16 protein-coding genes are annotated in these 17,216 nt (G+C 45.0%); 7 read left to right on the top strand and 9 right to left on the bottom strand.

Annotation, left to right across the window (positions count from 1 at the left end; genetic code table 11):
• Positions 1 to 9: 9 nt before the first annotated feature.
• Positions 10 to 603, top strand: coding sequence for a DUF1684 domain-containing protein (locus tag Q1V85_RS19950; protein WP_300602323.1), 594 nt, complete (start codon positions 10 to 12; stop codon positions 601 to 603).
• On the opposite strand, the gene Q1V85_RS19945 is transcribed toward Q1V85_RS19950, so the two are convergent.
• The 4 genes from Q1V85_RS19945 to Q1V85_RS19930 all read right to left on the bottom strand — a co-directional run bounded on the left by Q1V85_RS19945 (position 600) and on the right by Q1V85_RS19930 (position 5,150).
• Positions 600 to 1,502, bottom strand: a complete 903-nt coding sequence (locus Q1V85_RS19945) for an SDR family oxidoreductase (RefSeq protein WP_300602322.1) — start codon at positions 1,500 to 1,502, stop codon at positions 600 to 602. The two genes, Q1V85_RS19950 and Q1V85_RS19945, sit on opposite strands and share 4 nt — an antisense overlap.
• Before the next feature lie 762 nt (positions 1,503 to 2,264).
• Positions 2,265 to 3,122, bottom strand: coding sequence for an RNA polymerase sigma factor RpoD/SigA (locus tag Q1V85_RS19940; protein WP_008585204.1), 858 nt, complete (start codon positions 3,120 to 3,122; stop codon positions 2,265 to 2,267).
• Between the two features lie 169 nt (positions 3,123 to 3,291).
• Positions 3,292 to 4,578: a prolipoprotein diacylglyceryl transferase family protein gene (locus Q1V85_RS19935; RefSeq protein ID WP_300602321.1), complete on the bottom strand. Its 1,287-nt coding sequence runs from the start codon at positions 4,576 to 4,578 to the stop codon at positions 3,292 to 3,294.
• A gap of 155 nt (positions 4,579 to 4,733) precedes the next feature.
• On the bottom strand, positions 4,734 to 5,150 hold the full coding sequence (locus Q1V85_RS19930) for a BrxA/BrxB family bacilliredoxin (RefSeq protein ID WP_300602320.1): 417 nt from the start codon (positions 5,148 to 5,150) through the stop codon (positions 4,734 to 4,736).
• Between the two features lie 318 nt (positions 5,151 to 5,468).
• Between Q1V85_RS19930 and Q1V85_RS19925 the strand changes: the two genes are divergently transcribed.
• The 4 genes from Q1V85_RS19925 (at position 5,469) to Q1V85_RS19910 (ending at position 9,736) form a co-directional block, all read left to right on the top strand.
• A complete protein-coding gene (locus tag Q1V85_RS19925) occupies positions 5,469 to 5,915 on the top strand; it encodes an Hsp20/alpha crystallin family protein (RefSeq protein WP_300602319.1) in 447 nt (148 codons plus the stop codon).
• Between the two features lie 164 nt (positions 5,916 to 6,079).
• Positions 6,080 to 7,348, top strand: a complete 1,269-nt coding sequence (locus Q1V85_RS19920; protein ID WP_300602318.1) for a hypothetical protein — start codon at positions 6,080 to 6,082, stop codon at positions 7,346 to 7,348.
• 406 nt (positions 7,349 to 7,754) lie between these two features.
• Entirely contained in the window at positions 7,755 to 8,912 is a 1,158-nt protein-coding gene (locus tag Q1V85_RS19915) for a hypothetical protein (protein ID WP_300602317.1), read from the top strand.
• 467 nt (positions 8,913 to 9,379) lie between these two features.
• Positions 9,380 to 9,736, top strand: a complete 357-nt coding sequence (locus tag Q1V85_RS19910; RefSeq protein ID WP_300602316.1) for a hypothetical protein — start codon at positions 9,380 to 9,382, stop codon at positions 9,734 to 9,736.
• Positions 9,737 to 9,768: 32 nt separating this feature from the next.
• Here Q1V85_RS19910 and Q1V85_RS19905 read toward each other — a convergent pair whose 3' ends face one another.
• Positions 9,769 to 9,948, bottom strand: a complete 180-nt coding sequence (locus Q1V85_RS19905; RefSeq protein ID WP_300602315.1) for a hypothetical protein — start codon at positions 9,946 to 9,948, stop codon at positions 9,769 to 9,771.
• A gap of 412 nt (positions 9,949 to 10,360) precedes the next feature.
• Between Q1V85_RS19905 and Q1V85_RS19900 the strand changes: the two genes are divergently transcribed.
• On the top strand, positions 10,361 to 10,708 hold the full coding sequence (locus Q1V85_RS19900) for a hypothetical protein (protein ID WP_300602314.1): 348 nt from the start codon (positions 10,361 to 10,363) through the stop codon (positions 10,706 to 10,708).
• A gap of 110 nt (positions 10,709 to 10,818) precedes the next feature.
• On the opposite strand, the gene Q1V85_RS19895 is transcribed toward Q1V85_RS19900, so the two are convergent.
• From Q1V85_RS19895 to Q1V85_RS19885, 3 genes are read right to left on the bottom strand one after another with little or no spacing between them, the layout of a single operon-like run.
• Positions 10,819 to 10,992: a hypothetical protein gene (locus Q1V85_RS19895; protein ID WP_300602313.1), complete on the bottom strand. Its 174-nt coding sequence runs from the start codon at positions 10,990 to 10,992 to the stop codon at positions 10,819 to 10,821.
• Between the two features lie 56 nt (positions 10,993 to 11,048).
• A complete protein-coding gene (pdeM, locus tag Q1V85_RS19890) occupies positions 11,049 to 11,708 on the bottom strand; it encodes a ligase-associated DNA damage response endonuclease PdeM (RefSeq protein WP_300602312.1) in 660 nt (219 codons plus the stop codon).
• Entirely contained in the window at positions 11,692 to 14,163 is a 2,472-nt protein-coding gene (locus Q1V85_RS19885; RefSeq protein WP_300602311.1) for a ligase-associated DNA damage response DEXH box helicase, read from the bottom strand. Before Q1V85_RS19885 ends, pdeM begins: the two co-directional genes overlap by 17 nt.
• A 164-nt stretch (positions 14,164 to 14,327) precedes the next feature.
• On the opposite strand from Q1V85_RS19885, the gene Q1V85_RS19880 reads away from it, so the two are divergent.
• Entirely contained in the window at positions 14,328 to 15,533 is a 1,206-nt protein-coding gene (locus tag Q1V85_RS19880) for an FAD-dependent oxidoreductase (RefSeq protein WP_300602310.1), read from the top strand.
• Positions 15,534 to 15,895: 362 nt separating this feature from the next.
• On the opposite strand, the gene Q1V85_RS19875 is transcribed toward Q1V85_RS19880, so the two are convergent.
• Complete coding sequence (locus Q1V85_RS19875) at positions 15,896 to 17,209, bottom strand: UDP-glucose/GDP-mannose dehydrogenase family protein (protein WP_300602309.1); 1,314 nt, start codon at positions 17,207 to 17,209, stop codon at positions 15,896 to 15,898.
• Between the last annotated feature and the right edge of the window lie 7 nt (positions 17,210 to 17,216).

Raw genomic sequence — 17,216 nt, 5'->3', positions numbered from 1 at the left:
AACACGTACATGAAACAGGTATTTCTTTATCTCGCTGCATGGTGCATAACCCTGACCGCCCATGCACAGGATGCTTACAAAGACAGCATCGACCATTTTATAGCAGACTATGTAGCAAAACACCAGGTGGTTACCGGTGCAGAAAAACAGTACTTCCGTTTTTTTCCTGCTGATGAACATTACCGGGTAATAGCAAGATTTCAAAAAGAAACGAAAAGCGACTGGTTCCCCGTACCCACTTCCAATGGCAAGCCGAAACAATATCGTATTTATGGGTGGCTGCTGTTTACATTAAACGGAAGTCAGCAAAAGCTGGCTGTTTACCAGTCGCAATTCCTTCTTCAAAGAGAAGAATATTTCGATTACCTGTTTTTGCCTTTTAAAGATGCCACCAATGGCAAAGAGAGTTATGAAACCGGCCGCTACCTTGATCTGAAAACCACGGACATTAAAAACAATACTGTTGTACTGGATTTTAACAAGGCCTATAACCCTTATTGTGCCTATGTGAGCACGGGGTACAGCTGTCCGATTCCCCCAAAAGAAAATCACTTAAAGATCGCCATAAACGCAGGCGAAAAACAATTTGCACGGGAACATTAAACACCGGCTATCCCTTCAAGGGTCCGCCGCAATCCTTCCGGAAACGGAAGCGGTGCATACCCCAGTTCCTGCTGTGCTTTGGAAATATCCAGTCCGCTTTTTAAAGGGCGCTCCGCCAGCGCCGGCAGGTCGGCCGTGCGTACGGGTGTTAACTGATGTGCACCGATCCCCATAAATGCGGCCGCTTCCATCGCCATCTGGTAGGGCGACCGGATGTCTTTCCCGCAAAGATGGAATACGCCGGTTGCTTTCTTTTCAATGATCGCGGCAATGCCTTTTGCCAGATCCGGTGCATAGGTGGGGGTTCGTTCCTGGTCGTCTGTAAGCTTGTAAGCTTCGTTATTCCGCAGTTTTTTTGCGATCATCGTCAGGAAACAATCACGGCCATAGAGCGGCTTTCCGTAAACAAATACTGTGCGCACAATGGCCCACCCATATTCGTATGCTTTTACCGCATCTTCCGCTTCCAGTTTGGTTCGGCCATAATAGCTGAGCGGGTCTGCCGGATCTTCCTCGCGGTGCATGCCCTGCTTTCCGTTAAAAATAAAATCGGTAGAAAGGAAAATAAAAAAACTTTGATAGTCGGCCGCATTGAGCAGTAATTGCAGGGTTCCTGCGGTGTTTACATTATAGGCATCCGCCTGGTTCAGCTCACAATCATCCGGCTTGCTCATGGCGCCGCTGTGCACCACCACATCCGGCTGCACGGCCTCAAAAACGGCACTCAGTATATACGGATCAGTAAAATCCATCTGGATAAACCGGTATCCTTTGCGTTCGCCAAATGCCGACAGGTCCGGTGTTTTGGAAGAAGCAAATACCTGGTGTCCTGCGTCCAGCAACTGTTGCACCACATAGCTGCCTACCAATCCGTTTGAGCCCGTTACCAAAATTTTCATGCTACAATAATAGGGACATAAAATGAAAATGCAATCAGGACTTCAGCCATCAGTTATCAGTTATCAGTCGTCAGTTTTCAGAAGTCACCCAATGTCCCACCAGTCTTTGTGTCCCCGGAAAAATGCAGAAATGAGGCAATAGATCAGCAGGAATGAAGCAGCATCTACGGTTGATAGCTGAAGGCTAAAGCTTTTTGTGGACAGGGAGACAAGGGAGACGAAGGGTTTTAGGAATATACAAAGCAATTTGCTGCCTATTGACAAAAACCGCAAAAAACTATTGACTATTCACTATTCATTATTGTCTCATTCCCACATCTTCAAATTTTCAAATTCATCTCTCCCCTTAAAGCGTTTAGCTTTTAGCATTCAGTCATCAGTTTTCAGTCGTCAGTTTTCAGTTTTCAGAAGTCACCCGATGTCCCACCAGTCTTTGTGTCCCCGGAAAAATGCAGAAATGAGGCAATAGATCAGCAGGAATGAAGCAGCATCTACGGTTGATAGCTGAAGGCTAAAGCTTTTTGTGGACAGGGAGACAAGGAAGACGAAAGTTTTAGGGATATACAAAGCAATTTGCTGCCTATTGACAAAAACCGCAAAAAACTATTGACTATTGTCTATTGACTATTCACTACTGCCTCATTCCACATTTCCACTCCCGATGACTATCGGGATTCAAATTTTCAAATTCATCTCTCCCCTCTTAAACAAAAAAGCCCCGGCAATACCGGAGCTTCATATTTTTTATATTCAACACTGGCCTTATCCCAGGTAGGATTTCAGCGCACTGCTGTACCGTGCTTTTTGCAGCCTTTTGATGGCGCGCTCCTTGATCTGGCGGATACGCTCTTTGGTAAGATCGTACTTCTGGCCGATCTGTTCGATGGTTACCCCATTTTCCCCATCCAATCCAAAATAGGCATTTACAATTTCAGCTTCACGGGGAGAAAGCGATTTCAGAACCCTCCGGATCTCGTTACGCAATGAATCCTTCATCACATCATCATCCGTATCCGATCCGCCTTCCAGCAAATCGCCCATGGCCACATCCTCTGCTTCATGCACGGGGGCATCCAGCGAAGTATGCCGGGTATTGCTCTGGAAGATATTGTTGATCTCCGTTTCACTCATTTCCAACAATTCGGAAAGTTCTTCTGTAGAAGGTTCCCGCTCATGCTCCTGCTCAAAAGCCATATAGGCTTTATTGGCTTTATTATAGGTACCGATCTTGTTCTGGGGTAAACGAACCAGCCTGCCCTGCTCGGCCAAAGCCTGCAGAATGGACTGACGGATCCACCAAACGGCGTAGGAAATAAATTTAAAACCTTTGGTTTCGTCAAAACGCTGCGCTGCCTTGATCAGGCCCAGGTTTCCCTCGTTGATCAGATCACTCAGGGAAAGCCCCTGGTGCTGGTATTGCTTTGCCACGGACACCACAAAACGCAGGTTCGCCTGAACCAGCTTATCCAGCGCACGCTGATCGCCCATTTTGATCTTTTGGGCCAGTGTTGTTTCCTCTTCGGGCGTAATCATGGAAATTTTCGAAATCTCCTGGAGATATTTTTCCACCGCCTGAGAGTCACGGTTAGTAATTTGTGTAGCAATTTTTAGCTGGCGCATAATAGAATTAATTATAAGAACCGTCCCCAAGAGGGCCGGTATTCCGATAGAACAATATTAACAGTTTTTTTAAAAACATTCAAAGATACAACAGATTTAGCGAAAAACCATCCGGCTCTCCGAACTTATCTGTAATATAACAGTTTTTTAGAAAGTTAGTTATAATAGGTTATGACGTTTTTTCAACAGGTTTTCCTTCCCGGTAACCGCGTTTTAATAAAATGATCATGATGGCTCCCGCTATGATCATTAAAAAGGAGATCAACTCGGCCTGGGTGATCTGCATCCCAAGGAAATTCATTTTCACATTTACGCGGATCTTTTCAATAAAAAATCGCTCCAAACCATTTAATATCAAATAAATACCAAAAAGCATCCCAGGTACTTTAAAGCGCTTGCGGATGGCCCAGATCAGCCCGAAGAGGATGAGTCCCATAATAATCTCATAAAGCGAAGTGGGGAATACAGGTACGGGAAGATGGTTACAGTACTTGCCGATACAATTGGTCAGCGGCACCCCGGTTTCATTTACATTATGCGGAAAATCATACGCAAAAAACCAATCCGGCAGAAAACTCAGGAATCCCGGTTTGGGAAAAAATGCATGATGCGTAGAACTATGTGCAAAAAACTCCGACTGCTGGGCTACGGTTGCCTGGAAGTCGTTCAGCGTTGCAGGAAGCACCCCTCCGTTGGGAGTCGTTTTAAATGCAGCATTGTAAATGCCCCAGTCCCCGTCGCCGGAAACCTGGCAGCCAATACGTCCCAGGCCATAGGCCAGCATCATCACCGGCGCCATTACATCAATAAAATGCAGGAACGGGATCTGATGCTTGCGGGTATACCACCAAAGCGCAATGCCCGCACAAATAAGCCCCCCGTAAAAGGTAAGCCCCGACATAGAGAAAATAGAGGATGGGTCCTTGAGAAAAGAATCCCAGTTTTCAAACGTATCAAACAATTTGGCGCCCAGCAGTCCGAAGATAATGGCGATCATGGTGATCTCCCCTACCCGGTCGTGCGGCCAAACACGGATGGTACGGGTTTCAGGTGTCGCCAGCTTTTGCCGGTTTTTTTCCCGCCATTTTATATACGTAAATATCGCGCCCAACCCGATACCGGCCAGCAGGTTTCCCTGTGAGGAAAAAATATATTCCTGGGGATTGGTCATGCCGCCATTTGTCATGAATAATCCAAGGATTTTATATCCAAGCAAAAATCCAAGACCAAAGTTGGTAGCCAGTTCCGCGGGCGAGGCCGGCTTACCTACAATTACTTTTTCCTCAACCGGTCCCAGCATTCCTTCCTTTCCCTTGCGGCGCAATTCTTTAGCCAAAACAACGGAACAAATAATAAAGGCCAGCGCAACAAAAAAACCAAAGGAATTTACAAAATGCAGGAAGTTCCACTCAATACCGAAAAAATCTTTAAAAACGTAATATAGGTTTGGATACATGCGTTAAAATTGAGCACAATATTACAAATATAAGGCAGGTTTAAGGTTTAAACGCTTAAAAGTTTTCCATTCAGGGCTTTAGAAGCCTTTAGTAAGTGCAAAAGAAAAGGTCCTGCATGTGCCATGTAGGACCTTTATAGATACCCGCTGAAGGATTAGTTGCAATATTCGTCGAAAGCAGCGATCAGGTTCTGCGCAATCATTTGTGCAGACCGGCCTTCGATCTGATGGCGCTCAATAAAATGCACCAGTTCCCCGTCTTTAAACAAGGCAACAGCCGGTGAAGACGGTGGATAAGGCAACAGGTGCTCGCGTACTTTGCTTACTGCTTCAATATCGAACCCGGCAAAACTGGTGGTCAGGTGATCTGGTTTCTTTTCGGCATTGGCAATTGCCATTAGCACTCCCGGACGGGCCGTACCAGCGGAACATCCGCATACAGAGTTAATTACCAAAAGATTGGTACCTTTTTGCGCCAATGAAGCGTCTACCGCTTCAGGGGTAGAGAGATTTTCAAAACCATTATCAGTCAATTCCTCCATCATGGGGATCACTATTTCCTGTGGATACATATTTATATAGATTTTAAAACGATAACACAAAAATAGCTAAAAAGTTAAAACCAAAGGTTACCGGTAAACAAGGTTCTTTAAATCAGCGCATCTGCGGCTCTTTTTAAAACCTGCCGCAGATGCGCTGATTATTTAGCCCCCTATTTGAATTTTTCGGGAGTAAACTGACAACTAGCACCTTCGGGAGTTTAATAAAATGACAACATGTCAAACAAAACAACAAAATAATGACATTATTTCCGATAAATTCAGTTGGTGTTGAATTTGATCCCTGCTATACAAATCAAAATTTTTAAAACTTAATTAAAACGAATAGCAATGACAAACGTAAAATTCAACGGAACGCCCTTCGAGCGCACATTAACCAGCCTGGTAGATGATTTTATAACAGAGATTCCTGCCATTTTTAAGGCGGAGGTAAAAAACCCCAATACCCGCGGGTTTGTACCGGTCAACATTAAAGAGAAAGAAAATGAGTACCAGATTGAGGTAGTTGCTCCCGGGTTTGAAAAAAGTGATTTTAAAATCAATATTGATCAACAAATTCTTTCAATTTCTGTTGATAAGGGCGAGGCAACCAATGCCACAACTGAAAAGAATATCCGGAAAGAATTCTGGACCCGTTCCTTCAAACGGACATTCACCGTTGACGACAAAGTGGATACAGATAAAATTGAAGCCAAATATGTTAATGGTATCTTAATAGTTACGATCCAGAAAAAGGAAAATATTAAAACGGCGTCAAAAGATATAGAAGTTCTTTAATGATATAAAGCACAAAAATTTTTCTCATAAGCAGTTAGTTTTGGTTTAGAGCCCGTTGTTTCTACAATGGGCTTTTTTATTTCTGCCTGGAAATGAACCTTATTTATGCTGAGTTCGTCATAATCCAGTATTTTCGTAAATCATTTTAACCGCCCGTTATGATTATGCTCAAAAAAATAATATTTTTTACAGCATTTGTGCTTTCTGTATTCGGAGCGCTCAATGCCCAGGTTACAAATGACTCCGTTAACCTTCCTATAATCCCTAACACTATCCGGTACGCAGATACCAGTTTACGGATCATTAACCTTTACCCGTTCTTTTCCCTGCACGTGGATTCTAACCTGTCTTACAGGCTGCAGATCAATAAACCTCAAAAGAATTATTACTGGTTCCTGAAAGATGCTCCATCCGGCCTGCGGATAGACAAGGACAACGGAACACTTTCCTTTAAATCCAATAAGTCGCTGTTTATGTCGGGCAGGTTAAAATACGACACCAAATACCCGGTGCAGATCGGTGTGCAAAGCTTGTCGGATCCGCATGACCGGGTAGATACTTCTTTTACTATTTCCTTTTATAGTACCGATATTATTTTTCCTCGCATTAAACCGTCGGTAGTAAGCCCGGTATATGTAGAAGAAGGCAATAAACTATCCTTTAATGTTCTTTGCGATAACGGAAATTTCCCAATAGAGCGGGTACTTGTTACCAGCAACATTTCTATTGGCGGTTTTAAGCTGCCCAAAACCTGCGATGATACTTTTGAGTGGATGCCCGGTTATGACTTTGTGAGCGAAAAAGATTCAGCGCAGGTAAAGATCGTAAACCTGGTGTTTATCGGCACTACACAGTTTAATTTCACAGACACGGCCCGTGTGAAAGTAATAGTGCGGAATGCATTGAACTTCGATATTGCCACCCGGGAATACGCCGATGCCCTGGAAAACATGAACCGCTGGTTATTGCGCTATAAATACACATTCCTCCAATTGGATAAAAAACTAAAATCGACCAAGTCCTGGAGATCGGGCTTTGATGTAGCCACAGCTGCCACTACTACCACGGGAACTGTTATATCCACAACCGTAAACAATAACAAAGTAGCCACTCCAAAAGTGCTGGCCGGCGCCGGTGTACTTGCCATACCCATCAGGGAGGCAACAGCTCCGCCAAAAACGGTAGAGCAAAACCAGGCTGGACAGCTCAGGGCCAATATTAAGCGTCTTGAATACGTGGTTTTTGACTGTAAGCTATCGGGCGACCGCGATCCGAATATCGCAGCCAAAACGGAAACCCTTAAAAAAGAATTACGCCAGAGCCAGGCTCAACTGGGGGAAGTACCTACAGAAATGGCGGAAAACATGTCGGAGGAACAGATCAATAAATATTTTAACAGTTCCAAAGTGCAGCGCAAGTACCGGCTAAAATAGATTCCCCAAAAACAAAAAAACAAGAGATTAAATTCTGGAATTAACTTAGATTAATGACCTAGCTCCGGATTTTAATATTTACAATTTTTTTTTAAGATAGTGCCCTCAACTCCCTCTCAATAACTTTTACCGAACATTCCAATTAAATAAAAGTCTTCAACCCTTTTTTAAAACACTGTTAAATTATTTTTTATATAGTATTTATTTATTATCTTTAAGATATAATTAAACTCTTTATGAAAAATGAAACCAATTATGATGAAAGACATCTATTCGATTTCCTGTAAAAGATAACGTGCCCCAGCTAAATAATACCAACCTCTGAAATAATTCAACAGGCATCCTTTTGCCAGGCCGAAATATTTTCTTATTTAAAACACGATTTACTAATTAAAAACTAATGAAAATGAAAAAACAAGTTTACTGCTATTTATTAACTATTACTGCTTTTATCTTAACGCTTGTCTCTTGTAAAAAAGATGAAACCATTCAAAATCAAGGTAGCGCCAATACTCTTAATAGTTCCATTAATGGAGAGCCATATCTCAAATTTGAAAGTATCGCCACCTTTAATGAAACGATTTCAAAACTAATGGCGATGAGTGATTCAGAATATCAAAAGTGGAAGCGAAATAGTGGTCTCAAAAAATCTTTATACGACCAATTCCTCCAGATAGAGGCTACTCCAGGAGGCAATAATATTATTGACAGCAATTTCTTTTTTTATGGAAAAGAGGACGGACTATTGCGTAGTAAAAACGGTATACCCTTAGATAAAGTACTTAACAGCAAAGGTATTGTACAGGTTGGAGAATACCTTCTCCGATATCACAACAATAATGTCTTTTATTTGCAAGCGTCTAAATCTGAACTACAAACAAATAGTTTTCTTGATGCCAATCTCAACTTGGATAAAGAACTAAGTAATTTTAGGGCAGACATAAAAGCCGAAAGAATTAAATCATTCCCCAAAATGAAAGCTTTAATGGCAACAACAGATCCAATTATCCAACCATCTTCTAATCAACAGTTTGACTATGAAATTGCAGCTCAAAGATTTGACGTCGATAGTAAAACAAGGAAATTTATACGGTTGCATGAAAACTATATTGTTGTTCCCACAGGTACTGATGCCCTTGGTGGAACAATTTGGTCTTGTATTTATAAGTTTTATATTGAATTTACTCAGCAAAGAAAGCAATACTTTATTTGGGGAACATATGGAGCAAACACATATCTCGATTACCTTTCTGTTGAAACGATAGATGGCACACCTGGTCATGGAATTATGTATGCACCTGGTAATGTTCAAATAGGCAATGCTATTTACCCTACCTCAGATGGACGGTTCACTTATACAAAAAACTTCTTAGCAGACAACGATGTTTATACCGTCGGTTTTGGAGCCCACCCCACATATGAATTATACAACTCGAATGGCCCCACAGGCCCAGCATCCACATTGCTACCCAATATCAATAACCTGAAATTATATACCGCCAGAATAAAGTTAAATGTTCATTTCCAGGTAGGTCTTCATTTTTATTATCAATATTACAATTAATTATTATTTTTAAAAGTTTATCAAGAGGTGCTATCTAACTAGCACCTCTTGATATTATTCCTTAAATCCCCACTCAGCGAAGAATATTGTGCCAATCTGCTCGTTGGACTATACTTTTCGAACGTAAGCCTGATAAAGACAAAGCCATAACCTATTCCGCAAGTCAGAATCAGCATAGAGATTTTATGTGAGCCATTTTCTTGCCAGCCCTGCACTCTAATTACAAAGAGAAAATTTAGATATCGAAAGAACTAAAGTCCAAATCCAGCTCCGAATGTTAGTTTAAAAATGATAAAAATCCACCCCTTCCAAATCTATTACACCAAATACCTGCTCCTGAATGATAATAGTGCTCATAAACGCCCTACCCAATAAACCGTTAAAAAATCTCATCGTTTCACATTATCGTTTTTTTTGTTATATTTAGGTAGCGAAAGCCCCTGTTTTTTAACCTTAAAGCAACCAATATGACAAAACTATCTTTAAACCGGGTTTATACCATCCAGGACTACGCATTGCTAAAAGAAACATTGCGACAGCAACAATCCAGCTTAACCGTAAAAATCGGTTTTCTTGAACGCAGGATTGAGCGCCATCGAAAGATCATTGAAAAAACCCTGGCAGAGCGGTACGTGAAGCAAGCTGTACTCGATGGCTATGAGCAGGCGTTAACCCAGGCACCACCCACGGATGTAACGACGAAGCTAAAACGCGATCTGGCTAAAAGCCAGGTTATGGTACTGGAGGCGCGCTTGTTGCGATACAACCCTATCCTGCTGATCAAACTGGAAAACAGGATGCAAATCGCTGAAACAGCTGTCTAAATTATTGAGGCGGACCTGCAGGAACTGGCCGGTTATGAAGCACAACTGGCCCGGCAAACAATTGCAGTTCCAGTGCCACAGGCCCCGGAAACACCCAGCCAGCCGCCATTACCAGACCCTGTTTCAACAAAACCGGAAATAGCCGGTGCTGTGGTTAACAAAAAGGAACCGGAACGATCGGTGGTGCTATTTTCAGCAACGCCGTTCATCATCCTGGCGGGGGTAAACAGTCCCCATTACCAGAGATAAAGAACGGTGTATTTTACACACTGGCCCGAGGATCTTCCAAACCTGGGTCTTCTGCTTCTGGCTTCAGCGTTTAGTCTTTAGTTATCAGTCACCATATGCTTAGCATTTAGCTTTCAACCGTCAGTTTTCAGTTTTTAATCGTATCTATCATGCTCAGGTGATAACACCCTATTGAGCAATAGCATTGAATAACTGATCTGCTTATCACGAACGGGATCATCTGATAACTGACCATTGATAGCTACAATAGACATCAGGTCTGAAGCGGACCTAACCTTAAACCTGGAACGTTAAACAAATCCATAATGCTGTTTTTGGCGCAGTTTCTGTTTTTATAAAGTGATATTTCAATTACCTGATCCAAATTATTGTCTTATGGAACAAAAAACAGAAATGACCACCCTTACAAAGGTGCTGGAAAAATTGAAACAGCGGGGTATTGACCAGGAGATCATCATGAATGATCAAAAACAAATGGTTTCGGAAAAACATCAACGGGTTTACCAGCCGGAAGACCTGCTTATTATCCGCACATTCCGTTTTGAAGACGAATCGGATCCGGATAATAATACGGTGCTTTATGTAACCCAGGATCCGCAGGGCTTTCGTGCTTATATCCTGGATATTTATGGTCCGTACAGCAATCATGAGGGACCGGAATTTGATGATTTTATTAAAAAGATCCCAATGGCGGAACGGGAAGACCAGGAATTGTTTGAGTAAAGGCATGCCTTTTCATCTATAACAAAGAGGTTGCTTCAAAAACCACCATGCGTTCATGCCGGACTTATTGGGCATCCGGGAGCAGCAGGTGACTTTTGAAGCGCTTTCTTTTATTTCTTTTTCTTCTTTACATCCTTCTCATTTTTCTTTTTGAGATCTTCTTCGGAAGAAGGGTGGTGTGGAAATCCGGGCACATCCTGGTCAATCCTGGGATCATTGCTTGTGGCCACTTCCTCTTTTTTATCCATCGGATTGGTGGTCTTATGTTTCTTTATAGTCATCATACACCGGTTATTTTTGAAATACCGTAAAATATGATGCCAAATACGTGGCCGTACCGCTATTGAAATGCAAATATTTTATCACCGGAGATCACAAAATAATGTGCGCCCGGTGCTTTTTCAAATGTAGTACACAAACCGGTAAAGGCACTAAACGCCGGCAACAGTAACTGATGGGGTCCATATACAAAACAGGGAAGGCAAAGTGCCTGCCGGGCTTTTCCGGAAAGCAGGTAGCCGGGATGTACATGGCCGGAGATCGTAAGCCGTTCAGGATGCGCTTCTTCCATTTCATGTACAAAATGAAAGGGAGGGTTAATATGCTCCGGACCAGTAACCTGTATGGACAGATCGGCATAATCAACCTCCATATGCCGGTCGTGGTTGCCCGGAACCAGCACAAACTGTAATTCCTGATATGCCTGCCGCCAGTTTTTAAAAACAAGTACATCATTATTAAACCGGTGGTGAAACATATCGCCTGCTACCAGCACCTGTTCCGGTTTAAATTGTTCAATCAACCCCGTTAAGCGCCTCAGGTCATCTTCCATTACCTCCCTTGAAACCGGGATGCCATGTGCGCGGAAATAGCCGGTTTTACCAAGATGCAGATCGGCCAGCATCAGCATTTTCCGGGCAGGCCAGTACGCCGCCCTTGCTGCCGATAAAATAAGGGTTTCGTCTTTATAATGGATCTCAGTGTTATTCGTTCCCGGCATCTTTTTTCTTTGTTTTAAGCGCCTCTTCCTGCATGCGCCGGATCTTTGCATCCAGCTCTTCACTGCTCAGGTTCTGACGCAGGCTATCTACCTTAATCGGAAAGCTCAGGGGTGTAAAAGCACCGGCTTTTACGATCACGATCCGGCTCTTTAAAATCCGCTGCAGGGCGGCCATCAGCCGCGGCTCCTCCAGCTGCTGATAAAATACCTCGTCGAAGGCCTGTCTTAATAAAAGGTTTTTAGGATCGTATTGTTCAAAGATCCGGAAGATCAGCCCGGAAGATGACTGAAGATTTTTATTGTTTTTTAGCTGACCGGCATAATTGCGCATCACCAGGCCCGCAATTACGGAAATATCCCGGAATTTACGCCCTGCCATCTCTGCCGCGTTGATGCTTTTGCTGATATCCGCTGTAAGGTTCTCTGTAGAAAAAACGACGTTTAGCTGTTCACCGGTAAGTTCCAGGTATTGATCGCTCAGCAGTTCAAAACCATAATCATTCATGGCCATGGAGAAAGTAATGGGCTGTATCCGGCTCAGGCGATACGCCACCAATGCCGCCATTACCTCATGTACCAGCCGCCCTTCAAACGGGTACATGTAAATATGATGGCCATCCTTTGTTTCGATCTGCTCCACCAGGAATTCGTCTTCCCTTGGCACATGCGAAACCGCCTGTTGCTGTACAAACAGCGGGTGCAGGGTCCGGAGCTCTTTATCACCAGCAGCCGGATGTAACGCACTGCTGTATTTATGCCGCAATAAGGCACTCAGGTTGGAAGAAAGCGGCAGCCGCCCCCCCATCCAGCTGGGTGTAATGGCCCGTTTGGCTTTGCTGTGGCGCACCAGCACCGTCAGATCACGGATCATCACAAATTCCAGCACCTTCCCGGCCAAACCAAAGGTATCGCCCGGCAGCATACGGGCCACAAAATACTCTTCCACCATGCCGATGTATCCGCCCGACATATATTTTACCTTCAGCATCGGGTCGCTAACGATCACCCCCAGGTTCATCCGGTGCATCATCGCGATCTTACGGCTCTTCACCACGTACAGGCCCTCCTCTACTACCACTTTCTGAAACTCGTCATATGCATGCAGCACTTCACCGCCCCGGGTTACAAATTGCAGTAACCATTGCCATTCATCCGGCTCCAGGCCGGCAAAACAATAGGTTTGCCGTACTTCCTCAAACAATTCCTTTTCCCTGAAGCCTTCTCCCACGGCCAGGGTAACGAGGTACTGCACCAGTACGTCAAATGTAAGCACCAGCGGTACCCGGCTTTCAATGATCTTTTCCTTTGCCGCTTCCTTCAGGGCAGCCGCCTCTACCAACTCCAGCGAATGGGTGGGTAAAAAATAGATCTTTGAAGTTTCGAAGGGCGAATGGCCGCTGCGGCCGGCTCTTTGCAGAAAGCGGGCCACGCCTTTTGGCGAACCGATCTGGATGACCGTATCTACCGGCTTAAAATCCACTCCCAGGTCCAGCGATGAAGTGCAGATCACCACTTTCAGCTGGCCGGTATGCAGGCGGTCTTCGATCCAGGCACGCAGCTCCGCATCTACCGAACCATGGTGCAGCGCCAGTTGTCCGGCCAGGTCGGGCGCCGCACTCAGCAATACCTGGTACCATAATTCCGATTGGCCCCGGGTATTGGTAAAGATCAGGGTGGTATTGCTTTCTTCAATGACCGGTATCAAACGGGCAGCCAGCCGCGTTCCCAGGTGGCCGGCCCAGGGCAATTCTTCGATCTGGTCTGGTATAATCGAAATGATCGCGGTCTTTTTCTCTTCTTTCGCCCGGATCATTGTCCGGCGGGCCGTCTTATCCGGAAGCAGTACCTCCAGCGCCTCATCTATATTACCAATCGTAGCCGATATTCCCCAAATCCGAACACCCGGTGCGATCCGCTTTAGCCGGGCAATCGCCAGCTCCGTTAATACCCCTCTTTTGCTGCCCAGCAGCTCATGCCACTCATCCACAGCAATGCATTGCAGCGATTTAAACAGTACGGTATTGTTCTTTTGCGCAAATAGCAGGTGCATGCTTTCCGGTGTGATGATCAGCACTTCCGGCATTTTCTTTTTCTGCCGCTGACGCTCTGCCACCGGGGTATCGCCGTTGCGCACACCAACCTCCCAATCAAGCCCGATCTCTTCCAGGGCCGTTTTCATGGCCCGTCCCAGGTCCTTTGCCAGTGAGCGCAAAGGTGTCACCCATAGCAATTTTAGTCCGCTTCCGTAATTTTCAGGATGGTTTAAATAATGGATCACCAGGGCCAGGAATACGGAGAAGGTTTTGCCAAAACCCGTAGGTGCAATAACCAACCCGGAATACCCCTCATCAAATTTTTTCCAGGTTTGTTTCTGAAAATGAAAGGGGCTCCGGGAGGCCTGCTGCATCCATTCGCTGATAATCTGGTAACCGTCGGAGCTTTCAAAACGCGCCACTATACAATCTTTTTACAGGATCATTTCCAAGTGTTTTCAATTCATCTTAAATTGAGGAGGAAACAGGTAAAATTACATGAAATGAGCCATAAAAACGGGCAGGCAATGTATACACAAAATGATGATTATGTTTATGGCTAATGACCAATAAAAATCACTGAAAAATGCGTTTAAGAACATTGGAATCCTTTTGGCTGGTTAAAAACGGGTTGCTTTACAGCTATCCCTCCCTCCAGGAAAACCTGAGTACTGAAATCATCGTTATCGGCGGCGGCATCACCGGTGCATTGATCAGTCATGCTCTGTTGCATGCCGGTTACGAGGTAACGGTGCTGGATAAACGGGATATCGCCCAGGGCAGCACGGCCGCTACCACATCGATGTTACAATACGAAATTGACGTACCGTTGTACCAGCTGGCAGACCGTATCGGAACCATCAACGCCGTGCATTGCTACCAGGCGGGGATCACGGCCATTAAAGACCTGGCGGCACTTGTTTCCCGTGAAAAGATCGATTGCGGATTTTCAGAAAAACAATCGCTTTATTTTGCCCATGATGAAAAAGCCGCAAAAACGCTCCGGCAGGAATACGAGATCCGCGATCAATACCAGCTGGGCGTAAGCTGGCTGCCGGCAACAACGATTGCCCAACAGTATCAGCTGCAAACCTTTGGCGGCATTCTTTCCGCAACAGCCGCCAGTATGGACGCCTACCGGTTTACACACGAATTGTTTCATAAAAACCGGCAACGGGGATTACGGATCTATGATCAAACGGAAATAGATACCATCAATTACCAGCGTAATGGTGTTCAATTGCAGCTGGCCAATGGGTTTACGGTGCAGGCCAAAAAACTGGTATTTTGCTCGGGATATGAAACCGTGGCCATGCTCCCCGAAAAAACAGCCCGGCTATTCAGCACCTTTGCCTGTATCAGCGAAGCAGGCGTCCGGCTTTCGCCGGAACTGAAGAAATTATTGATATGGAATACCGAAAAGCCATATACCTATATGCGTACTACCGACGATGACCGGTTGCTGATCGGAGGCGTTGACAGTCCGTTTAATTCGGGCGCATTCAGGGAGCGTATCAAAGAGAAGAAAACAAAAAAACTGATGGAAAAACTGGAGGGGTTTATGCCGGGTACCACCTTTATCGATGATTTTTCCTGGGCCGGTAGCTTTGGCTCTACCCGGGACGGTCTGCCGTATATTGGTCAGCACGAAAAATTTCCGAATGCTTATTTTGTACTGGGTTTCGGCGGCAATGGCATTACCTTTTCGGTGCAGGGTATGAAACTGATCCTGAAGCTGCTGCGCAATGAAGCAGATCCCCTGCTACCGCTTTACCGTTTTGGAAGGTCCTGAGCAGGATATTTATAACAGCAACGGCAGCTCATTTATGGTTTCAATATTTACCCTCCGGGGAAGGTTTAACGTTCCGGGTCGGCTTCGTTTTGCCTGATGACGTACTTAACTTTTCCCAGCCCGCTATTGATCATTCGATGCGGTTTCCCAAGCAATTTTTATGGTGGCCGCAGATACGCTGATTGCACCTGCAGCGCCTTTCTGCGACATTATTATAGCTAAAGCCGATACCAAATCTGCGCAGCTGCGGCTTTAAGAAAACGGCATTGATTTATCGTTTTCTATTCCCTTTAACACCGACCGGAGCAGGATCACCAGGCAGTACCGGAATCTTCATTTTCAAATGCTCAAATTTTTCACATTCAATTTACCGCACTCCGCCCGATGCTTTCATAGTGAAAACCCAGTTCCCTCATTTTTTCCAGTGCATATACATTCCGGCCATCGAAAATAACCGGTGCTTTCAGGTTCTGTTTGATTTTATCAAAATCGGGGTTCCGGAACTCACTCCATTCCGTTAATATGAGCAGGGCATCCGCATCCCGCAAGGCATCGTACTGACTTGCTGAATATATAAGCTGATCTCCAAATACCTGGCGGATGTTTTCCGTAGCCACGGGATCGTAGGCTTTTACCGTAGCTCCTGCAGCCAGCAGCTCCCTGATAATCTCTACGGAGGGAGCATCCCGGATATCATCGGTTTCCGGCTTAAAGGCCAGTCCCCAGATAGCAAATTGTTTGCCCTGGAGGTTATGGTTAAAATGCTGGCTTAGCTTTTGAACCAGCCGTTTCTTTTGTAAGGCATTTACGGTGAGCACAGACTGCAGCAATTTAAACTCGTAATCGTGTTCCTGGGCCGTAAGATTCAATGCCAGTACATCTTTGGGGAAACAGCTGCCTCCGTAACCGATACCAGGAAACAGGAACCGTTTGCCGATCCGCTGATCACTACCGATCCCGATACGCACCCAGTCTACATTGGCCCCGGTACGTTCGCAAAGATTGGCAATCTCGTTCATAAAGGAGATCTTCATCGCCAGGAATGAATTGGCTGCATACTTGGTCATTTCAGCACTGCGCGCATCCATAAAATAGATGGGATTCCCCTGGCGTATAAAAGGCCCGTATAAATCGCCCATAATTTTTATGGCCCGCTCCGATTCCGTTCCTACCACTACCCGCTCCGGCTTCAGGAAATCATCTACCGCAACGCCTTCCCGCAAAAATTCGGGGTTCGAAACCACGTCAAACAAGGAAGCGGGCAGCTTCTCTGCTAAAATAGCAGCTACCTTTTCAGCGGTACCAACCGGTACGGTGCTCTTGTTTACAATAATTTTATAGGTAGTGATCAGGCTTCCGAGCTTCTCCGCAACCTTTAATACATACTTCAGATCGGCCGCTCCATCGGCGCCGGAGGGCGTTGGAAGCGCCAGGAACACCACCAGGGCCTCTTCTACGGCTTTTGCAAGATCATTGGTAAAGCTGATCCGCTCTTCCTTAATATTGCGGGCCAGCAATACATCCAGGCCCGGCTCGTAAATGGGTGTTTTACCGCTTCGCAATGCGGCAATCTTTTCCTGGTTGATATCCACGCAGGTTACCTGGTTACCGGTTTCTGCAAAGCAGGTACCTGTTACCAAGCCAACATATCCTGTTCCAATAACCGCTATTTTCATATATCTT

Source organism: Niabella sp., assembly GCF_030150205.1.
Classification (GTDB): Bacteria; Bacteroidota; Bacteroidia; order Chitinophagales; family Chitinophagaceae; genus Niabella.
The sequence above is the reverse complement of the archived record's forward strand: the minus strand, read 5'-3'. Positions and strand labels throughout refer to the sequence as shown.